Here is a 20,144-nt window from a genome sequence, read left to right on the forward strand (position 1 = left end):
AAATTTATAGATACTATACTCTCTCTAAACTTTCATTATGGCTTTTCAGACGGCCTCAAACCTTCTGACGGAGGATATGCATCCTTCTAATATTAATATTACTATTCAAAATTGCCTTCAAATTAATATTTACATCCTCATATTAACGCTTCAATGACAAAAGGATTCAAACAATGGAAAACTGGACCCAAACTTTAGGCACGGGCGAGTTGCTCGGCATTGCGGCAGGGGCGATTCTGCTGATTTTGATACTGATCATCAAATTCCGCGTGCACGCCCTGTTGACACTGATGATCGTCAGCCTGCTTACCGCGATTGCCACCGGCCTGCCGATGGGCAGTATCGTAGGCGACGTATTGGTAAAAAGTTTCGGCGGCACGCTCGGCAATGTGGCCTTGCTGGTGGGTTTGGGCGCGATGCTCGGCCGTTTGGTGGAAACGTCGGGCGGGGCGCAATCGCTGGCCGATGCGTTGGTGCGGGCGTTCGGCGAGAAACGCGCGCCTTTCGCCTTAGGCGTGGCTTCGCTGATTTTCGGTTTTCCGATTTTCTTTGATGCCGGTTTGGTGGTGATGCTGCCGATTGTGTTTGCCACCGCCCGCCGCATGAAAGCACCGATTCTGCCCTACGGCTTGGCTTCCATCGGCGCGTTTTCGGTGATGCACGTGTTTCTGCCGCCGCATCCGGGTCCGATTGCCGCATCCGAATTTTACGGTGCCAGCATCGGCCACGTGCTGCTGCTCGGTTTGCCGCTGGCCTTCATCACTTGGTATTTCAGCGGTTATCTACTGGGTCAGTTTCTCGGCCGCCGCATTCATGTACCGGTGCCGGACTTGCTCAGCGGCGGCAAACAGGATGGCGACGAACCCAAAGCGCCCGCCCGAGCCGGCACGGTTATCGGCATTATGCTGATTCCGATGTTGCTGATTTTCCTCAATACCGGTTTAGCCACGCTGATTGCCCAAAAAATGGTCGACGGCAACGCCGAATGGGTGAAAACCCTACGTATGATCGGCTCGACACCGGTTGCGCTGCTGATTTCGGTATTGGTTGCGATGTTTGTGCTGGGGCGTAAGCGCGGCGAAAAAGCGACGGCACTCGAAAAAACCATCGACGGCGCACTCGGCTCGGTTTGCTCGGTGATTCTGATCACCGGTGCGGGCGGTATGTTCGGCGGCGTGCTGCGTGCTTCCGGCATCGGTCAGGCTTTGGCCGACAGCATGGGGCAACTGGGTATTCCCGTATTGCTGGGCTGCTTCTTGGTGGCCTTGGCTCTGCGTATCGCGCAAGGTTCGGCAACCGTGGCTTTAACCACCGCCGCCGCGCTGATGGCTCCCGCTGTTGCTGCCGCCGGCTTCAGCGACTGGCAGCTTGCCGCAATCGTATTGGCGACTGCCGCCGGTTCGGTGGGCGTGAGCCACTTCAACGATTCCGGCTTCTGGCTGGTGGGCCGCCTGCTGGATATGGATGTTCCCACTACGCTGAAAACGTGGACGGTCAATCAAACCCTGATTGCCATTATCGGCTTTGCTTTGTCGGCTTTGGCATTCAGCGTGTTGTAATAATAAAGGAGTGTCGAGATGAGCAAACCTACCGTGCATTTTGTGGTGATGGGCGTAAGCGGCTGCGGCAAAACCACCGCTGCGGTTGCCCTGCAACAACATTATCGATGCCCTTATGCCGAAGGCGACGATTTCCATTCGCAAGCCAACCGCGACAAAATGGGTTCGGGCATTCCGCTAACCGATGAAGACCGTTACCCGTGGTTGCGCAGCCTGCGCGATTGGATGAGCAGCCAAGCGCAAAGCGGCGAAGCAGTAAGCGTAGTCACATGCTCGGCGTTAAAGCGTGAATACCGCGACATCCTGCGTGAAGCCGAAGGTAAAGTGGTGTTTATTCATCTGGCTCCGCCCCACGATGTCAACTTGGAACGCATGATGGCGCGTAAAGGCCATTATATGAAAGCAGATATGCTGGCCTCTCAGCTTGAAATTTTGGAAGATCTGCAAGCCGATGAAGAAGGTGTGCGTATTGACAGCGTCGGCAGCGCGGAAGATGTTCAGGCCGAAATCATCAGCTGGATAAAAGCGCAAAATTTTGTATAACTTCTTTCCAACCCGGAACAGAAAGCCGGAGGCCGTCTGAATATTTTTCAGACGGCCTCCGGCTTTCTTACACACTACGGCTTACATAAACACACCAACAGCCGAAGTAACCAATACGATAATTCCGCCCACAAAAGGCATCATGATTTTACCCAGCAGCCCTGTCATCAACAGAATCAAAATAATCCATGTACCGTAAGGTTCGATTTTATGAAACTGCATCGAAGCTCGGGCAGGCAGGAAGCTGTCGACAAAGCGTCCGCCATCCAGCGGCAGAATCGGAATCATATTCAGCACAAACAGAACGGCATTGATCATCACGCCGTATTTGGCCATTTCGCCTAAAGGATACTGAAACGACTCAGGCACATGCGGTGCCAACACCATCGCCAGCCCCCAGCCGAAAGCCATCACCAAATTAGACAGCGGCCCGGCAATCGCCACCATCCGCAAACCCATGCGCATGTTGCGGAAATTACGCGGCACAATGGGAACCGGCTTGGCCCAACCGAATAAAAACGGGGTAAACATAAACATCAGCAAAGGCACCACGATTGTGCCGACAGGGTCGATATGCGCCACCGGATTGAGTGTGAGCCTGCCCAGCTGCTCCGCCGTTCGGTCTCCCCAGTAGCGTGCAGCATAAGCATGTGCGGCTTCGTGCACGGTAATTGCCAGCAGCACCGGCAACAAGGCGAGTAAAAAGATACTTAAATCGAAATTTTGAAACATAATTTTTAATTTTCCTTTTTGTGTGTGATGCCGTCTGAACCCCCCCAGCCTTACACCTTTGCCGAATCTTATTTTCAGACGGCCCGAACGGTTACTGCCGGCGGTTGGCCACCTTCTGCCAGCAACACCTGTGAATTGTTGAGCGGATAAAGCGGCAGATGCGCATACTTCTCTCTAATGGCTTGCGTGGCTTCTGCAAAAGGCTCTTCGCCGTCATGAGGCACGATGCAGACATCCAACACGCCCAACCCATGCCGAGTATCGTATTCCGCCCTGCTGACTTCATCCATTTCATGCACATAAGACAGATTTTCGGCCACAATCATGCTGCCCGCCGATTCGCCGATATACGGTTTGCCGGAAGCGATTTCCTCCGCCAATACCTTATCCGCCTGCTTTTGCCGCAATTGTGCCAGCAAATAAAAAGTGTTTCCGCCACTCACATAAATATAGTCGCTACGGTGAAGTTTGCGGGCAATTTCTTCGGCACTCAACGCCACCACATCAACCATATCGATTTCCACACCCCACGAATGCCAAATGCGGCGTGCCTCTTCAACATAAAAATCTACGGCTTCCACATCCGCCGCAGTAGCGATAAAACCCACACTTCTACCCTGCATCGGCTCGCCGAGAAACGGCGGCAACAACGATGCGGTTTGTGCAAAATAAGCAGTTAAAAACAGTTTCATCATGCCCCTCTCAATATGCTTTCAGGCTGGCAGGCAATGCCATTTATTTTCAGACGGCCTTATCGTTGTCAAAGCAAGACTTCCGGCATTTCGACCCAAGCCACCGTTACAACAGCGCATTCAACAGGCTCTTACAAACCAAACAAAGCCTTATCGCCTTTGCCTTCCCGAATCAGCTCCACACCATCGGTCATGTCGATTACCGTAGTCGGATCGGTGCCGCACCAACCGCCGTCGATCACCAAATCTACCGTGTGCTCCAAACGGTCGCGGATTTCATACGGGTCGGTTAGCGGTTCGTCGTCTTCCGGCAACATCAGGGTACAACTTAATAACGGCTCGCCCAATTCGGCTAGCAACGCCAAAGCGATTTTGTTGTCGGGCACACGAAGACCGATGGTTTTACGCTTGGGGTGCAGCGTGCGGTTAGGCACTTCTTTGGTGGCCTGCAAAATAAAGGTATAACTGCCCGGCGTGGCCGCTTTCAACTGGCGGAACTGGCTGTTATCAACTTTGGCATAAGTGCCCAGTTCGCTTAAGTCGGCACACATCAAAGTAAGGTGGTGTTTCTGATCGATTTTACGGATATTCAACACCCGCTCCATTGCTTCTTTATCACCCAAATGGCAACCCAGCGCATAACAGGAATCGGTAGGATAAGCGATAACGCCGCCTTTTCTAATAATTTCCACCGCCTGTTTAATCAAACGCTCTTGCGGATTATCGGGGTGGATCGCGAAAAATTGTGCCATATTGCGTTCCTTGCTTATTTATCGGTATCAAATGTTTTAGAAACAGAATTATATAATGAATAAGGCCGTCTGAACCTATTCAGACGGCCTCCCTAATCCATCAACCGGTATTAACGGCGGCGCGGTTTACAGCTCTTGAAAAGGATGTCCTGACCGGGCGAAGTAATCATAATCGAATTGCGGCGGTGGTTGGAACGATCCAAATAGCCGGTGCTCAACTTGAAGTTGTTTTCATCGCCGAACACAGTATCAACATTGTCTGAAGCATTCAGGTTAATCGGCATATAGCGGGTTTTGCCGTTCATGTAGGCAGAAGCGTAAACAGGCAGATTTTGCTTGTTGAAACCGTAAGTTACTTTTACTTTTTTACCTTGTTGGCAAGTATAGCTCACAGAAGATTTGCGTACGGCCTGACCGGCATCCGCATGGGCAACACCGGCAACCAATGTAGCCGCTACCAATAACGCAGTAGATAAGATTTTCATATGCTTTTCTTTCATCAAAATTAAGATATTCGGCATACTCTGCATATTCCCGGCAACGGGGCAGCGAATGCATGCGGCGGATTATAGGTTTGTTCGGTTTTATGAAAAGACAGCCAAATGTAATTTTGAGTAAGACAAAATCAACCCATTGATATATATATAAATTTATTTAAATATTTGCACGAATAATAAGCCGTTTTTTGCTGTTGCACACCGGCATCATCACCACATTTCCGCACCATTTTCACACCGTTTCCGGCCGGGCGCCCTTGCATCAACAGCAACTCTTACCGCTTATTGAACCGCCCTAAACTCTTCCCATACCGGCCGGCAGATATCCGGCAGTTCGGGGCATGCGCCCAATATCCCGCCGCTGTAATCGTTTAAACGGTGAAAATCGCTGCCTGCACTTGCCAACAAGCCGTAGCGTTGCGCCAGCAAAGCATAATTCAAACGGTCGTTTTTATCGCAATTGCCGCTATGCACTTCAATGCCCTGCCCGCCCAAAGCCTTAAACTCTTCAAAAAGATTGCGCTTGGCCGTTGCCGAAAAACCATAGCGCATCGGATGGGCAATCACCGCCATACCGCCCGCCTCGTTAATGGCCGCCACACATTCCTCCAACGCAGCCCATTCGTGCGGCACCGAAGCAGGTTTGCCGTCGCCCAAATATTTGGTAAACGCCTGCTGCTTGTTGCGCACATGGCCTTCGTTAATCAGAAATTCCGCAACATGGGTGCGGCTGACCATTTCAGGGTTCGCCGCCAAAGCCAACGCCCCTTCATACGCACCGCTTATGCCCTTCTTTTCAAGCTTTGCAGCAATCGCTTCCAAGCGTTTCAGACGGCCTGTGCGCACTTTGGCCAACAGATTTTGCAACACCTCGTTGTGTTCATCGAAATCCAGCCCGACGATATGTATCGTACGCTTGCGCCACGTTACCGAAACCTCCACCCCATTGATAAAACGCATGCCGAGCTTTTCCGCTTCGGCACGCGCTTCCGCCAGCCCGCCGGTATGGTCGTGGTCGGTTAGCGACAGCATCGTGCAGCCGTTGGCATGCGCCAAACGCGCAACTTCGGCGGGGCTTAACAGGCCGTCTGAAATATTAGAATGGCAATGGAGGTCTATCATTGTGTGAATAAAGCAAGGTGAACATTGCCGCGCATCTTAGCATAGATGTTTGGGTAATCAATTTTCGCGATATAGCGTATCCAAATGCCATTGCAGCGGATTATTAGCGATGTATTCCGCAATACGGAAATAATCAGCCTCATTGCGGATTACATGATCATGAAAACCACGCTGCCAAAGCTTGCCTTCAAACGCAGGCCACCCGCTTTCTTTTACTCCTCGTATATAACGGTTGGTACTGACTATTTTCAACCATTGCACAACGTTAGACAAATTCACTCTGCCGCAGCGGTTTACCCAAATAAAATGAACATGGTTAGGCATCACCACATACCGATCTAAATACCCGCCTTCAAAATGTCCGTTCAATTCACACAAAACATCCTGCACCATTTCGCCCGCACTGTTCAGCAGCATCACACCATTTTCCACCCTGCCGAAAACATTATGGCGGCCATGAATGCACAGCGTTACAAAATAGCCGCCTACCGCAGCATAATCATAATCAGGCAAGCGCATTCTGCGTCTGGTAGGCAAAAGCTCTGCCATTTGCAAATCCCCTTTTGATTGATGAAATGTTTAAAAAATTGATAAACACGCCAGCCCTTACTGAAGCATCAATATACGCCCCATCCCTGAAGATTCCCGATTGCCCTCACATATTTCCGTGAACCGCACACGGGCGGATATGTAATCCGCTCCTACGGGATTGCTATTGCAAAGCCAAAGGCCGTCTGAAATGTTCAGACGGCCTTTCCAATCAACCTTAATTCAATAAGGTTTCAAACTGTGCAACGGCTTATCCTTTGTAGTCGCTGAAGTCCAACAAACCGGGTTGGCCCATAGCGGGGTCGGTTTTGTAGGCAGCCATCGCGTCGGCCACAGTCATGCCCAGTGCTTTGGCAACGCCTTCGCCGTAAGCCGGGTCGCAAGCGTAGCAGTTGCGGATGTGGCGGTATTTGATGAAGTCCAGCGCATCGCCCATACCCGCGGCAGTGTTTTTGAACAGGGTTTCTTTTTGTTCGCAGCTCATCAGGTTGAACAGCGCGCGCGGTTGGCTGAAGTAGTCTGCGTCGTCTTCGCGGTAGTTCCAATGTGCCGCATCACCGTTGATTTTCAAAGGCGGTTCGGCGTATTGGGCTTGCTCTTGCCATTGGCCGAAGCTGTTCGGCTCGTAGTGCAGGGTGCTGCCGTAGTTGCCGTCAACGCGGCCGTAACCGTCGCGGGCGTTGCTGTGTACGGGGCAGCGCGGTGCGTTCACCGGAATTTGATGGTGGTTCACACCCAAGCGGTAACGCTGTGCGTCGGCATAGTTAAACAAGCGGGCTTGCAACATGCGGTCGGGAGATACGCTGATACCGGGAACCAGATTGCTCGGTGCAAAGGCAGATTGCTCAACATCGGCAAAGAAGTTTTCAGGGTTGCGGTTCAGTTCGAACTCACCTACTTCGATCAGCGGGTAATCGCCTTTGGGCCATACTTTGGTCAAGTCAAACGGATGGTAAGGCACTTTTTCTGCGTCGGCTTCAGGCATCACTTGGATATACATGGTCCATTTCGGGAAATCGCCTTTCTCGATAGACTCATACAGGTCGCGCTGATGGCTTTCGCGGTCATTGGCAATGATTGCGGCAGCTTCTTCGTTAGTCAGGTTTTTAATGCCTTGTTGGGTACGGAAATGGAATTTCACCCAGAAACGCTCGTTTTGTGCATTAATGAAGCTGTAAGTATGGCTGCCGAAACCGTGCATGTGACGGTAAGAAGCAGGAATACCGCGGTCGCTCATCACAACGGTTACTTGGTGGAAGGCTTCGGGCAGAAGAGTCCAGAAGTCCCAGTTGTTGGTGGCGGAACGCATATTGGTGCGCGGGTCGCGTTTTACCGCTTTGTTCAAATCGGGGAATTTACGCGGGTCACGCATGAAGAATACGGGCGTGTTGTTACCCACCATATCCCAGTTGCCTTCTTCAGTGTAGAACTTCAAGGCGAAACCGCGGATGTCGCGCTCGGCATCGGCCGCACCGCGCTCACCGGCTACTGTGGTAAAGCGGGCGAACATTTCGGTTTTTTTGCCTACTTGGCTGAAAATTTTGGCTTTGGTGTATTGAGTGATGTCGTGGGTAACGGTGAACGTACCGAAAGCACCGGAACCTTTAGCATGCATACGACGCTCGGGAATCACTTCGCGCACGAAGTTCGCCAGTTTTTCGTTCAGCCACAAATCTTGAGCCAACAAGGGGCCGCGCGGGCCGGCGGTGAGGCTGTTTTGGTTGTCGACAACGGGCGCGCCGTTGTTCATGGTTAAATGGGTTACGGGACATTTGGACATGGTTTGTGCTCCTTAAGTAATGTCGGTAGTGATTGAAAAATGATGTGCGTGTGTTTGTTAGCGTAAAACAGCAAATTTAGGATCAGGCTCATAGTGCGGCAACCTGCTCTTCACGTTTGCTTTAATCTATAGAGCGCACTATACATTAAGATTTTCACTATTAAAACTATGATTCCGATTTATTTTAGTTATTTTATATTGGAAAATAAATTTCAATAGCTTATTTTTAAATGATTTAGAACATCTTGTTTTAGCGTAAAATACGCACTCTGTTCCCACCATAACACAAAAACCATGCAAGCAACTGTTTATTTGGAAGATAACGAATACATCACCTTGTGCGACCTCTTGAAACTCGCCGGCCTTACCGACAGCGGCGGGCAGGCGAAAATGGCTATTACTGCGGGAGAAGTATTGCGCAACGGCGCCACCGAAACCCGCAAAACGGCCAAAATACGCGGCGGCGACATCATCGAATTCAACGGCGCCATTCTCGAAGTGGTAGACGGCTATGACCCAGAAGCTTAAACCGGAAGACCTGCTCCCCGAGCCGGTACGCCCCGAATCATGGGAATGCTGCGGCAGCGATTGCGGCGACGCCTGCATCCAAACCATTTATTGGAATGAAAAAGCCAAGTACGACGAACAGCAGAAAATCTGGCGCGAGCAGCAAGCCGCCGAAGAAAACGACCCACAAGAATAAAGTTTTATCCTGCAAAACCCGGGTTCCTACTTTGGAAGGTCATCATGAATCGGTTATTGAAGAGCATCCCTGTTTTATGTTTGGCACTATCGGCTGCGGCGAAAGCTGACGTATGTTTCCTTTCATCCGCCATTACTTATCCTTATTTTGTTGATTTAAAAGAAGATAAAAATTATTCCCGGCGTTTAACGAAAAATGATGTGAGCACGGGAGAAAGCCGTAAAAAGTATCAAGTCGAATATGCCGATAAAGTCTATTTCTTCGGCAGGTATATTTCAGGAAAAGAGGCCGCTGCGGGCAGCCGCGTTTACGACGGCGATTATCTCTATCTTGATTTACCGAAAGGCGCCCGTTCGGTATACGGCAAAAAACTGATTATCGCCCAAAGCGATGTAACATCCGATCAAGCTGCGCGGGAGCATTTCCAACGCGACATCATACCGCTCGAAGGCAGAGCCTCAACCATACAGGGCAAATTGGTTTACGAAAGCCCGAACATACACCGAAAGTTTTTACATAACTGCACGCGCGAACCCAATGCGGAAATCCGCCGCAAACGCTGGTTTATCAAGCCGGTGCATCAGCCTTTTTATACCGTTTTACCGAAAAGCGGCAGAGGCGGGGTTTATAAACGGCTGATGTTGCTCGACAGCCCTCATTGGAAAAAAGGGCAAACGGTAACGCTCACAGGCAAAGCGGCAGCACACGAAATAGAAAACGACTATTTTTACATCAACGAAATTTTATTTACGCCGGAGCGTTAGCCGGCAAGCTTTCATGCTCACCAATATTCAACAATCGGTTTGACAGCATGATGTTTGTGCACAATTCAAACAAAAGCCGACACTATCCAACACTTTAAGGCCGTCTGAAAAACTTTTAGCGAAACCCGCAAGCCCGTTTTCAGACGGCCTTACTACTGCATCTTCATTGAAATATTACCGATTGTAGGTAAATCAACCCAACCTATCCCAAAGGCTGAAACTGTAAAAAATAATTCAGGTACAATGCGCCTTTTCTTTATCACACTGAAACATTATGTTGAAAATCATCTCCGCCAATGTGAACGGCATCCGTTCCGCTTATAAAAAGGGCTTCCACGAATACATCGCCGCGTCGGGCGCCGACATCGTTTGCGTGCAGGAATTGAAAGCGCAAGAGCCGGATTTGTCGGACGATATGAAAAATCCGCACGGTATGTATGGCGTATGGCATTGCGCCGAAAAACGCGGTTACAGCGGCGTGGCGATATACAGCAAGCAACGCCCGGACAATGTGCAAATCGGCATGGGCATTGAAGAATTCGACAGCGAGGGCCGTTTCGTGCGCGCCGATTTCGGCAAATTGAGCGTGATTTCGCTTTATCTGCCCAGCGGCACCAGCGCGCCGGAACGGCAGGAATTGAAATACCGCTTTTTGGATGCGTTTTATCCCATGTTGGCCGAGATGAAAGCGGAAGGCCGCGATATCGTGGTGTGCGGCGATTGGAACATCGCCCATCAAAACATCGACTTGAAAAACTGGAAAGGCAATCAGAAAAATTCGGGCTTTCTGCCGGAAGAACGCGCATGGATAGGCAAAGTGATTGCCGACTTGGGCTGGGTGGATATGTGGCGCACACTGTATCCCGAAGTGCCCGGCTACACTTGGTGGAGCAACCGCGGGCAGGCGTATGCGAAGGATGTGGGGTGGCGTATCGACTACCACATGGTCACGCCCGAGCTGGCGGCCAAAGCGGTGGAAGCGCATGTGTATAAAGAAGAAAAATTTTCCGATCATGCGCCTTTGGTTGTCGCATACGATTATTCGGTCTAACAAAAACTTCTCCGGGCAATGATTCGCGATAAGCCTTGAGGCCGTCTGAAAACATCATTGCCCGCACGGATACGGAAAACATCATGAAAGCATTTCTCGCCAAACATGCTGCTTGGCTTACCGACCAAGCCTTGTGCCTGTTTGTATCGTTTATGACCGGCGTGCGCCCTAAAGCGCCCCGCAGCCTGTCGTTTACGCCCGCTAAAAAAGTGTATTACGCCAACCACGGCAGCCACGGAGATTTTGTGCTGGTGTGGATTTCGCTGCCACGCTTATGGCGGATGTGCGTGCGCCCCGTGGCGGGTGCCGATTACTGGCTGAGCAATAAAATCAAACGTTTTATCATCAATAATGTTTTCAATGCACTCTTGATCGACCGCGATGGCAGCGACCCGCAGCAAGTGGTCGCGCAAATGAGCGAGGCGCTGCAAAACGGCGATTCTTTGATTATTTTCCCCGAAGGCACACGCAATGTGGATGACGACTTGGTGCTGCTGCCGTTTAAAAGCGGCATCTATCATCTCGCCTGCGCCAATCCTGATGTGAGCTTTATTCCGATGTGGATCAACAACATCAACCATGTGCTGCCCAAAGGCAAAATCCTGCCCGTACCTCTATTGTGCGACGTCAACATAGGCGAGGAAATCCGCTTGGCGGGCAACGAAAGCAAAGAAGCGTTTCTACTGCGCGCACGCCATGCCCTGCTTGCATTGGCGCCGTCTGAAAAACAGCAAAAAGCCGCCCGACAGGAGGATATCGTATGAACCTCTTCGCAACCCAGCCCCACGCTTCGGCCATACCTTTGCAGGCGGGCTATATTTTTATCGGGGTGTTTGCCGTATTGCTGGCGGCGAGTTTTGTCGGACAATGGCTCAAGCGCAAAAAAGGCCGCAACAATCCGACGATTTCCAACCTCAACGCCCGCGTGTACGCTTGGTGGGTGATGACTTTGGTGCTGTTGTTGGCTTTTTGGTTCGGCAAAGTCGGCACCGTGATTCTGTTTCTGCTGATTTCGTTTGCCGCCCTGCGCGAGTTTCTCACGCTGGTTTACCAGCGCAGCAGCGATTACAACGTGATGGTGGCATGCTTCTATTTACTGCTGCCCATCCAATATTATTTTGTGCTGACCGAATGGTACGGCATGTTTTCGATTTTCATCCCGGTGTACGGCTTTCTGCTGCTGCCGATTATTGCCAGCTTGAGCGGCCGAACCGAGCACTTTTTAGAGCGGACGGCCAAAACGCAATGGGCAGCGATGGTGTCGATATTCTGTTTATCGCATGTTCCCGCCTTGCTAAACCTGCATTTGGACGGCTTTCCCCACGGTCAAAACGTACTCTTGCTGATCTTTATGATCGCCGTGGTGCAATCAAGCGACGTGCTGCAATATGTATGGGGCAAAACTTTGGGCAAACGCAAAATCATGCCCACACTTTCCCCGTCTAAAACCGTGGCCGGCACGGTAGGCGGCATTGCGTCGGCCACCCTGATTGCCGTGCTGCTCTCGCCGATTACGCCGTTTTCTCCCTTTCAAGCCGGGCTGATCGGGCTGGTGTTGTGCCTGATGGGCTTTTTCGGCGGACTGGTGATGTCAGCCATCAAACGCGATTACGGCGTGAAAGACTGGGGCAACATGATTCAAGGGCACGGCGGCATGCTCGACCGCGTCGATTCGATTTGCTTCGCCGCACCGGTGTTTTTCCATATCGTTCGCTATTTTTGGCACGGCTGAAACCGCTGCCGCAGCTGCTTGAGGCCGTCTGAAACCTTTCAGACGGCCTTTCATCTGATTTCGGTTTCATCACAAAATAATTTCCGTTATATTCGGGGCTTTACTGGTTACACCTTCCACAACAAGAGGAGAAAAACATGCCTGCCGTTCCCTTCCGCTTTTCCGCTTTGGCACTTGCCGCCTTTTTGCTCGCCGCCTGCGGAAACCAAGAAAGCAGCGCACCGCAAACTGCCGCTCCCGCTGCAGAAAACACCGTGACACGTAATAATGTAACCGAACCGCAGTCGCTCGACCCGCATCAAATTACCGGCGTGCCCGAAATCAACATCGTGCGCGACCTGCTGGAAGGCTTGGTAGAAACCGATGAAAAAGGCGCAGTCACCCCCGCTGCCGCCGAATCGTGGAGCAGCAGCGACAACAAAGTATGGATTTTCAAGCTCCGCCCCGATGCCAAATGGAGCAACGGCGACCCCGTAACCGCCGAAGATTTCGTGTACAGCTGGCAGCGTTTGGTTGACCCCAAAACCGCCTCACAATACGCCTCTTACCTGCAAGCCGCCAAAGTAGCCAATATCGACGACATCCTCGCCGGTAAAAAATCCCCCGACACCTTAGGCGTAAAAGCCCTCGACCCGCATACTCTGGAAGTCACCCTCACCGCCGCCGTGCCCTACTTCCCGCAAATGCTCTACCACGTCGCCACCAAACCGGTGCACCGCGCCACCGTGGAAAAACACAGCATCAAATGGACTCAGCCCGAACACTTCGTCGGCAACGGCGCCTATGTAATGAAAAAATGGGTGGTTAACGAGCGCATCGAATTAGAAAAAAACCCCCAATACCGCGATGCCGCCAACGTCAAAATCAACAAAGTCGTTTTCCTGCCCATCGGCTCGCAAACCGATGACGTTGCCCGCTACGAAGCCGGAGAAGTTGATATCACCGACGCCCTGCCGCCCGAAATGTACAGCAAGCTGCAAGAAAAATACCCCAACGAACTCAAACGCAGCCCCTATCTGTGTACCTACTATTTTGAAATCAACAACCAAAAAGCCCCGTTTAACGACGTGCGCGTCCGCAAAGCATTGTCATTGGCCTTAGACCGCGACACCATCGCCGCCAAAGTACTGGGCCGCGGCGAAGAACCCGCCTACAACCTGACCCGCGTCGGCACCGCAGGCTTCACCTCGCACCAGCCCGAATGGACCAAACTCGACTACCCCGCCCGCGTGGAAGAAGCCAAAAAACTGCTGACCGAAGCCGGATACAGCGCAGCCAAACCGCTGACCTTCACCTTCCTCTACAACACCTCCGAGCAACATAAAAAAATCGCCGTAGCCGCCGCTGCCATGTGGCAGGAAGCACTGGGCAATGTGAAAGTGAACCTCGAAAACCAAGAATGGAAAACCTATCTCGACAGCCGCCGCAACGGCAACTACCAAATCGCCCGCGCATCATGGTGCGGCGATTACAACGAGCCTTCCACATTCTTGAACACCCTGCAATCGGCCAACAGCAGCAACCGCGCCTTCTATAAAAACGCCGACTACGACGCCTTGCTTGCAAAAACCCTCAACGCCGGCATCAACGACCAAAAGCGCACCCGCCTCTACACGCAAGCTGAAGCGCAAATCGATAAAGACACCGCCGTGATTCCCGTTTACGGCTACGTCAACTCACGTTTGGTAAAAGAGCGCATCGGCGGCTATTCAAGCGAAGACGTGTTGAACGAACTGCCCAGCAAGCGTTTGTTTATCAAGAAATAAGCTGGTTGATATACAAAGGCCGTCTGAAAACGAGCTAGCGAGTTTCGCTAAAAGTTTTCAGACGGCCTTTGGAGTTGTTAAAGCCCAAGATACGCTGCTCCAAACATAAAAGTCATCACATTTACTTAACCGAGGCCGTCTGAAACCTTTCCGGCTATATCCGGCACACACTCTTCCCTTTCAGTGCTTTGATATCTTTGCATATCTTTCACATCCATGTACCGACCCTTACTTACTTTCCTCCTAAGATACTGCAAAGAACTAAAAATATCCTGAATAAGCAACAAATTACGCCTATTACACCCAATCCACACACATAAAGCCCGCACCTGTATTTTCAAACAATCGACACATACATAAGGAGCGCAAGCCATATGTTGGCCAAACAAACCCGACACATCCGCGATGTGCTGGCACTTGTCTATGGCGACGGATTGTCCCATCCCCATATCGACCCGGGCATCGCCGCCTCATGGCAACGCTGCGTGCACCGGCACGGCCTTGATCCCGAACAACTGTGCGAAGCCATCATCCTGCCCCATCATGATTTAGTCGAACATCTGGATGCCATGGACAACCTGACGGCTGTTGCCCGCCACGGGATGCAGGTGTTGTGGCAGCAAATCCGCGACATGGGTTATGTGGTTTTGCTGGCAGACGAACACGGTGTGGTGGTGGAGGCCTTCGGATTCGACCGGCAAAAAACCGAGCTTACCCGCGCAGGGTTGCATTTGGGTGCACTTTGGCGCGAACACACCAACGGCACCAGTGCGGTCGGCATGGTATTGGCCACGGGCGACGCCTCAATTGTCCACCGTGCCGACCATTTCGACGCCACCCATATCGGCCTCACCTGCACTGCCGCGCCCGTGTTTGACTCACACAACCGCCTGCGTGCCGTATTGGATGTGTCTGCACTGACACCGCCTTCTGCCAAACAAAGCCAACAATGGGTTTTGCAGCTGGTGCGCCATTTCGCCGGTCTGGTGGAAACTGCCGCCCTGTTGCAGGCGCACCGCCGCCATTGGATTGTACGGCTCGGTCACGCTGCCGAATTTCTGAATGTTTCGCCTGAATTTCTGATTGCCGTTGATGACGACGGAAAAATCAGCGGTGCCAACCATGCCTTCCACGAATGGGCGGCAGCGCATTTGGATATTCCTGCCGGACAGCTTATCGACCGGCTGTTCGATTTACTCTCCGACACCTGCCTGACTGGCGTTTACTCCGCTTCAGGCGGCCATACCTCCTTGATGCTTGGCAACAACCGCCTGTTTGCCGCAGCCTCCGCACCAACCTGCCGTCCTGTTCCCGCTTCTCCGCGCGAGCCGGAACTGCCCGCCGCACTCGCAGCCCTGTACGGCCCGCAAAGCCGTTACCGCCGAAGTTTGCAGCGTATTGCCGCTTTGTCAGACACGCCCGTGCCGATACTGATTAACGGCGAAACCGGTTCGGGCAAAGAATTTCTCGCCCGCGCCATCCACCGCTCAAGCAGCCGCGCCGACAAGCCTTTTATCGCGGTCAACTGCGCAGCGATTCCTGAAAACTTGATTGAAAGCGAGCTTTACGGGTACGCACCGCACAGTTTTTCAGGCGCCGACCGCAAAGGCAAAATCGGTTTGATTCAGGCGGCCGACGGCGGCACACTGTTTCTCGACGAAATCGGCGACATGCCGCTTTACCTGCAATCGCGCCTGTTGCGCGTGTTGTCCGAACGGGAAGTGATGCCGGTGGGCAGCGTGCGTGCCGTCAAAGTGGATATCCGCGTGATTTCGGCAACCCATGCCGATTTGCAGGAGCGGATTGCCTGCGGCAAATTCCGCGAAGATTTGTATTACCGCCTCAACAGCACCCACGTGCAGCTGCCGCGCTTACGCGAACGCGATGATTTCGATTACATCATGCGCATGATTTTGGAACGTGCCGCCGAAAAAACCGACCGACCGCCCAAAGCGCTGTCTGCCCGTGCGCTCGACACCCTCCGCGCCTACGACTGGCCCGGCAACCTGCGCCAACTGGCCGGCGTACTCGAAGTAGCCTTACTCACTTCGCCCGGCACGCGCATCGAATACGACGACCTGCCCGACTACATCAAAACCGCTGCCCGCCCTTTTTTTCACGAACCTTCAAACCCCGCCGTCGCTGCGGAAGACACACCGATGGGAAAATCGGTTTTGACCTGCGCTAAAAGCCTGCAAGCTGGGCTGCTGGCACATCAAGGCAATGTCTCCGCTTTGGCCAAACACATCGGTGTCAGCCGCATGACGGTGTACCGCTACTTGAAAAAATACGGCTTGGATCGCTGATGGTTGTTAGCGCGTAAGACTTGATAAAGGCCATCTGAAAAAACGACTGCAATACTGCATATATATTGGCGATGCCGTCTGAAAAAATATCCGCATCTTCGTAGGGATGACACATATCCACCCGCGCGCCGTTCACACGAATCCGCGGAAGAAATACCCCAACCTTACAAGCTGTTTACGATGCCGTCGGCACCTGCCGCTTCGACGAGTTTGTACAGAATGTCTTGCGGCATATCGCCATGCCAGAGGCGGGTGATGTTGGCGATAACGGGCAGATGGGTTACGCGGTGCACGCGCACGATGGCGTCGACGTCTAAACGGTACGGGTGCTCCGGCTCGAAACTGAGTGTGCCGGCTTCGCCGAGAATGAGATGGTGGTTGCCGCGAAGGGCGATGTGCTCGGCGGCAACCAACCATTCATCGGCACGGTGGTGTTTGTCTTTACATAAAACGACGGGCGTATTCAGACGGCCTACTTCGTCTTGAAGGGCGCGGTTGCTCATGAGTTCGCCGCCAAGATAAAGCACGTCGGCTTCGGCTTCTAAAGCGGGGGCGAGCTGGCGGACGTCGCGGATGCGTACAATTACGGGTTTGCCGGCGGCGTGGTATTTGGCCACCTCGGCCTGCATGGTGCGGATCTGCTCTTGTTCGTTGTGGAATGAATGATCGCTATAAGGGCGCGATGGTAAGTAGAAGGGGTCGGCAAATATCATGTCGGCTGAATCGGAGCGTTCGCCAATTGCTGTGATGTTGAGCATTTTGCCGCTGCCGATTGATACGCCGCGCACGGTAATAACGGTATTGTTGGGGCTGGTTTCGCGGCTGATGATTTTCCATTCGTTCAACACTCTGATGGCGCGCTCAACGCCGTTTAGACGTTCCAATTCATTGGGGTGGAACACGCGCTCGTCGCCGACTGCGCCGATAATGGTGCGCTCTTCTCCGCGCGAAACGTGTTCTTGCAAACCTCTGCTGCGGATAAATTCGATCACGCGCTCAACTGCTTCCGGCGCTGCCTGTTTCTGCATAACAATAATCATCATTCGCTCCGTGATTGCCGGCGGGGAAATTCAAAGTGTGGCCGTCTATACTATATACAGCGTGCTGTCGATTTGAAACCCAATCGGCGCAAGGCGGTAAACCTGTTTGGTCTCAACAATAATGCGTGGCCGAATGGTAGCAATATTCAATGATATGCGCTACCGACTGATGTTTCAGACGGCCTCTATGCTATACTGCAAATGTTTCTTTTTATTCTTTTATCATGGTTAGTCTGTTCCGTTCCGGCAAATTCTGGCTGCGTTTCGCCTTCTACGGCCTGATTGCTTTCGTTTCTGCTTTACTGATCGCTCAATCTCTGCTGCATTATTTGTTCAGCAGTCAGCGCATTCAGGCTTTTGCAGACGAGGCCGTGCGCGGAAGCGGTCGCACGGTGCGTTTCAGCGGCGATATCAACCGCTCATGGCTGCCCCGCCCTACCGTCACGTTGCACAATGTGATGATTAGCAAGCCAAACAGCACGGCTTCGGCTCTGCATGCGAAAGAAATGCGCATCGGTTTGGCATGGAGCAATCTGTGGAGCGATATGCCGACTATTGAAAAATGGGTAATTAAAGAAGCCGATGCTGAAGCAACCCGCCAGCCCGACGGTGCGTGGAATATTGGGGATTTATGGAAAACATCCGGCCGTCCGGTGCAAATCAACAGAGTTATCATTGAAAACAGCCGTCTGAATATAGGTACGCCCGAAGCGCATTACCATACGGAAAGTCTTAACCTAAACCTCAGCGGCGAATCGGAAGCGGTGCGTGAATTTGCTTTGAGCGGAACAACACGTCTCAACAACCAATCTACTTTCAAATGGAACAGCACAGGCCGTCTGAATATGAATAACGGACAAGAGTGGCTGCTCCCTGCCCTGCATGTGGATGCCACGGTGCCGTTCAAAAAAGAAACCGCTTCGATTTCCGCCGATGCCGACGTAACTTGGCAACCGCAAAACGACACTTTACAAGCGCGCAATTTACGCCTTCGCGCCGACAGTTCTTTCCACAAATTACATCTCACCGCACAAAGCCCTGCTCTGTTGTGGAAAAAGAAACACATCAGCCTGAGCGACATCCGCGCGGTGTTTACTGCCGGCTCTTCAGAAGAAAGCAGCTGGGACGGTTCTTTGTCGCTCTCCCGCGTCAGCCTGCGCCCGAGCGTTGCCACCATCAGCGAGTTTGAATTCAACGGCAGCCACAAAAACCTCGGCAGACAAACTACATTCAATATCGCCGGACCGCTGACCTGGCAAAAAGATACGCTGCTCGAGTCTGAAAAATTCGTTCTAAGCACACATCAAGACAGCTTAAAAGCTGCGCCACGCTCACGGCTGATCAGCCAAATGGAAGGCCGTTTTGCATTATCCGGCAACAAAGATTGGACGCTGTCGTTAAAAGGTTTGTTTGACCGACAAAATGCCGAAGTTTCCGCCCAATATACCGCAGCGCACAAAGATAATCCCGCCAAACTCAACACCACAGTGGGCATACAGAAGCTGTCCCTGCATCCCTATTGGAGCGATTTCCAAGCCAAAAGTGGCAATCTTTTTCCAGCCTTTCTGACCCAATCTGCCCAAACCCAAGTTCATGCCGACATCAACATCGGCAGCCTAAACATGCCCGGCCTGCAGATGGACGATTTACACACCAGCCTCTATGCCGACAACCAACGCATTACGCTCACCAACTTCCGCGCCGGCTTATACGGAGGCCAAACCGAAGGCGGCATCAGTATCGCCAACACCAATCCGCCTTCGTATCACTTGCAACAAAATGCCCGCGGCGTACAAATCCGCCCGCTCATGCAAGACTTGCTTGGTTACCACCGTATCGGCGGTATTGGCGACGCCGTAATCGACCTAACGGCCAAAGGCAACGACAGAGCCGGCCTGACCAAAACGCTCAACGGTTCTTTGCAGCTCAACGTTACCCAAGGCGCATGGCTGGGCTTGGATATTTCTAATGTACTGCAAAGTTTGGGCAACAATACGGCCATCAACAGCAAACAGCGCGATGTGCAAACCCCTTTCCGCTCTTTTTCGCTCACCAGCGAAATACGTGACGGCATCGGCACTCACGAAAATGCCGAGTTGAAATCGGATATTTTCGACATCACCAGCAGCGGTCAAACAGACCTCAATGCCCAAACCATGTCTGAAAACATGTTGATCCGCAATATAAAAAACATCCATGCCAAGCCCATCCCCATCAAAATCACCGGCCCGGCAGCCAACCCCTCCGTTACTCTTGACTACAACAAACTGACTTCGGGTTTGGAAACACCGCAGGAAAAACAACGGGCGCTGGCAGAAACATTGAAGGAACAATGGCAATGGTTGAATGCACCGCCTAAAGCAGCATCAACTCCTTGAGAATATTACTTAGGCTGAATTTCAGACGGCCTGATATCAAATAATAATTCGGCTGTGCATCTTTTACATATTTTATAAATCTCAACAATTGCCCCAACTGCCCCATCCTGTCATCTAAAATCTCTCCAGACCTTGGCGATTTGCTCGTTATTAATTGCTTAATTGATTACTCATGCCG

The 20,144-nt window shown here is 52.0% G+C and carries 19 protein-coding genes; 11 read left to right on the top strand and 8 right to left on the bottom strand.

Annotated features, from left to right (window positions below; genetic code table 11):
- The first annotated feature begins 173 nt into the window (after positions 1–173).
- On the top strand, positions 174–1,559 hold the full coding sequence (locus CKV66_RS11855) for a GntP family permease (RefSeq protein ID WP_085363502.1): 1,386 nt from the start codon (positions 174–176) through the stop codon (positions 1,557–1,559).
- 18 nt (positions 1,560–1,577) lie between these two features.
- Positions 1,578–2,102, top strand: coding sequence for a gluconokinase (locus CKV66_RS11860; protein ID WP_085363501.1), 525 nt, complete (start codon positions 1,578–1,580; stop codon positions 2,100–2,102).
- 81 nt (positions 2,103–2,183) lie between these two features.
- On the opposite strand, the gene CKV66_RS11865 is transcribed toward CKV66_RS11860, so the two are convergent.
- From CKV66_RS11865 to CKV66_RS11895, 7 genes are all read right to left on the bottom strand, one after another.
- A complete protein-coding gene (locus CKV66_RS11865) occupies positions 2,184–2,834 on the bottom strand; it encodes a site-2 protease family protein (RefSeq protein ID WP_054599872.1) in 651 nt (216 codons plus the stop codon).
- Between the two features lie 74 nt (positions 2,835–2,908).
- Positions 2,909–3,529, bottom strand: coding sequence for a Type 1 glutamine amidotransferase-like domain-containing protein (locus CKV66_RS11870; RefSeq protein WP_231990492.1), 621 nt, complete (start codon positions 3,527–3,529; stop codon positions 2,909–2,911).
- A 128-nt stretch (positions 3,530–3,657) separates the two neighbouring features.
- A complete protein-coding gene (locus CKV66_RS11875; RefSeq protein ID WP_054599871.1) occupies positions 3,658–4,278 on the bottom strand; it encodes an L-threonylcarbamoyladenylate synthase in 621 nt (206 codons plus the stop codon).
- Positions 4,279–4,388: 110 nt separating this feature from the next.
- A complete protein-coding gene (locus CKV66_RS11880) occupies positions 4,389–4,763 on the bottom strand; it encodes an ACP-like domain-containing protein (protein ID WP_085363567.1) in 375 nt (124 codons plus the stop codon).
- A 294-nt stretch (positions 4,764–5,057) separates the two neighbouring features.
- Positions 5,058–5,897 carry a PHP domain-containing protein gene (locus CKV66_RS11885; protein ID WP_085363500.1) on the bottom strand — a complete coding sequence of 280 codons (840 nt, stop codon included), beginning with the start codon at positions 5,895–5,897 and terminating at the stop codon, positions 5,058–5,060.
- A gap of 57 nt (positions 5,898–5,954) precedes the next feature.
- Positions 5,955–6,446 carry an REP-associated tyrosine transposase gene (locus CKV66_RS11890; protein WP_085363499.1) on the bottom strand — a complete coding sequence of 164 codons (492 nt, stop codon included), beginning with the start codon at positions 6,444–6,446 and terminating at the stop codon, positions 5,955–5,957.
- Positions 6,447–6,696: 250 nt separating this feature from the next.
- A complete protein-coding gene (locus tag CKV66_RS11895) occupies positions 6,697–8,226 on the bottom strand; it encodes a catalase (protein WP_085363498.1) in 1,530 nt (509 codons plus the stop codon).
- A gap of 294 nt (positions 8,227–8,520) precedes the next feature.
- Between CKV66_RS11895 and CKV66_RS11900 the strand changes: the two genes are divergently transcribed.
- From CKV66_RS11900 to CKV66_RS11935, 8 genes are all read left to right on the top strand, one after another.
- Positions 8,521–8,754 (top strand): RNA-binding S4 domain-containing protein, encoded by a 234-nt coding sequence (locus CKV66_RS11900; RefSeq protein WP_085363497.1) that lies wholly within the window; start codon positions 8,521–8,523, stop codon positions 8,752–8,754.
- Complete coding sequence (locus CKV66_RS11905; protein WP_085363496.1) at positions 8,738–8,929, top strand: hypothetical protein; 192 nt, start codon at positions 8,738–8,740, stop codon at positions 8,927–8,929. Before CKV66_RS11900 ends, CKV66_RS11905 begins: the two co-directional genes overlap by 17 nt.
- Positions 8,930–9,129: 200 nt before the next feature.
- The gene (locus CKV66_RS11910) at positions 9,130–9,693 is read left to right on the top strand and encodes a hypothetical protein (protein ID WP_095197894.1); all 564 of its coding nucleotides are present in this window, start codon (positions 9,130–9,132) and stop codon (positions 9,691–9,693) included.
- A gap of 274 nt (positions 9,694–9,967) precedes the next feature.
- Positions 9,968–10,744 (top strand): exodeoxyribonuclease III, encoded by a 777-nt coding sequence (locus tag CKV66_RS11915; protein WP_085363494.1) that lies wholly within the window; start codon positions 9,968–9,970, stop codon positions 10,742–10,744.
- Positions 10,745–10,827: 83 nt separating this feature from the next.
- Complete coding sequence (locus CKV66_RS11920) at positions 10,828–11,508, top strand: lysophospholipid acyltransferase family protein (RefSeq protein WP_085363493.1); 681 nt, start codon at positions 10,828–10,830, stop codon at positions 11,506–11,508.
- Positions 11,505–12,476 (top strand): phosphatidate cytidylyltransferase, encoded by a 972-nt coding sequence (locus tag CKV66_RS11925; RefSeq protein ID WP_085363492.1) that lies wholly within the window; start codon positions 11,505–11,507, stop codon positions 12,474–12,476. The genes CKV66_RS11920 and CKV66_RS11925 overlap by 4 nt, the downstream gene beginning before the upstream one ends.
- A 137-nt stretch (positions 12,477–12,613) precedes the next feature.
- Positions 12,614–14,242 (top strand): ABC transporter substrate-binding protein, encoded by a 1,629-nt coding sequence (locus tag CKV66_RS11930; RefSeq protein WP_085363491.1) that lies wholly within the window; start codon positions 12,614–12,616, stop codon positions 14,240–14,242.
- Positions 14,243–14,616: 374 nt separating this feature from the next.
- Positions 14,617–16,548, top strand: a complete 1,932-nt coding sequence (locus CKV66_RS11935; protein ID WP_085363490.1) for a sigma-54-dependent Fis family transcriptional regulator — start codon at positions 14,617–14,619, stop codon at positions 16,546–16,548.
- Between the two features lie 164 nt (positions 16,549–16,712).
- Here CKV66_RS11935 and CKV66_RS11940 read toward each other — a convergent pair whose 3' ends face one another.
- Positions 16,713–17,588: a chorismate mutase gene (locus CKV66_RS11940; protein WP_085363489.1), complete on the bottom strand. Its 876-nt coding sequence runs from the start codon at positions 17,586–17,588 to the stop codon at positions 16,713–16,715.
- Between the two features lie 224 nt (positions 17,589–17,812).
- Between CKV66_RS11940 and CKV66_RS11945 the strand changes: the two genes are divergently transcribed.
- A complete protein-coding gene (locus tag CKV66_RS11945; RefSeq protein WP_085363488.1) occupies positions 17,813–19,966 on the top strand; it encodes an AsmA family protein in 2,154 nt (717 codons plus the stop codon).
- Positions 19,967–20,144: the final 178 nt, after the last annotated feature.

It is taken from the genome of Neisseria zoodegmatis (assembly GCF_900187305.1).
GTDB classification, from domain to species: Bacteria; Pseudomonadota; Gammaproteobacteria; order Burkholderiales; family Neisseriaceae; genus Neisseria; species Neisseria zoodegmatis.

Coding starts and splice junctions, on each gene's coding strand:
- CKV66_RS11855 (WP_085363502.1), top strand. CDS start 174: ATGGAAAACTGGACCCAAACTTTAGGCACGGGCGAGTTGCTCGGCATT.
- CKV66_RS11915 (WP_085363494.1), top strand. CDS start 9,968: ATGTTGAAAATCATCTCCGCCAATGTGAACGGCATCCGTTCCGCTTAT.
- CKV66_RS11890 (WP_085363499.1), bottom strand. CDS start 6,446: ATGGCAGAGCTTTTGCCTACCAGACGCAGAATGCGCTTGCCTGATTAT.
- CKV66_RS11865 (WP_054599872.1), bottom strand. CDS start 2,834: ATGTTTCAAAATTTCGATTTAAGTATCTTTTTACTCGCCTTGTTGCCG.
- CKV66_RS11920 (WP_085363493.1), top strand. CDS start 10,828: ATGAAAGCATTTCTCGCCAAACATGCTGCTTGGCTTACCGACCAAGCC.
- CKV66_RS11870 (WP_231990492.1), bottom strand. CDS start 3,529: ATGATGAAACTGTTTTTAACTGCTTATTTTGCACAAACCGCATCGTTG.
- CKV66_RS11885 (WP_085363500.1), bottom strand. CDS start 5,897: ATGATAGACCTCCATTGCCATTCTAATATTTCAGACGGCCTGTTAAGC.
- CKV66_RS11875 (WP_054599871.1), bottom strand. CDS start 4,278: ATGGCACAATTTTTCGCGATCCACCCCGATAATCCGCAAGAGCGTTTG.
- CKV66_RS11905 (WP_085363496.1), top strand. CDS start 8,738: ATGACCCAGAAGCTTAAACCGGAAGACCTGCTCCCCGAGCCGGTACGC.
- CKV66_RS11930 (WP_085363491.1), top strand. CDS start 12,614: ATGCCTGCCGTTCCCTTCCGCTTTTCCGCTTTGGCACTTGCCGCCTTT.
- CKV66_RS11895 (WP_085363498.1), bottom strand. CDS start 8,226: ATGTCCAAATGTCCCGTAACCCATTTAACCATGAACAACGGCGCGCCC.
- CKV66_RS11940 (WP_085363489.1), bottom strand. CDS start 17,588: ATGATTATTGTTATGCAGAAACAGGCAGCGCCGGAAGCAGTTGAGCGC.
- CKV66_RS11935 (WP_085363490.1), top strand. CDS start 14,617: ATGTTGGCCAAACAAACCCGACACATCCGCGATGTGCTGGCACTTGTC.
- CKV66_RS11925 (WP_085363492.1), top strand. CDS start 11,505: ATGAACCTCTTCGCAACCCAGCCCCACGCTTCGGCCATACCTTTGCAG.
- CKV66_RS11880 (WP_085363567.1), bottom strand. CDS start 4,763: ATGAAAATCTTATCTACTGCGTTATTGGTAGCGGCTACATTGGTTGCC.
- CKV66_RS11945 (WP_085363488.1), top strand. CDS start 17,813: ATGGTTAGTCTGTTCCGTTCCGGCAAATTCTGGCTGCGTTTCGCCTTC.
- CKV66_RS11900 (WP_085363497.1), top strand. CDS start 8,521: ATGCAAGCAACTGTTTATTTGGAAGATAACGAATACATCACCTTGTGC.
- CKV66_RS11860 (WP_085363501.1), top strand. CDS start 1,578: ATGAGCAAACCTACCGTGCATTTTGTGGTGATGGGCGTAAGCGGCTGC.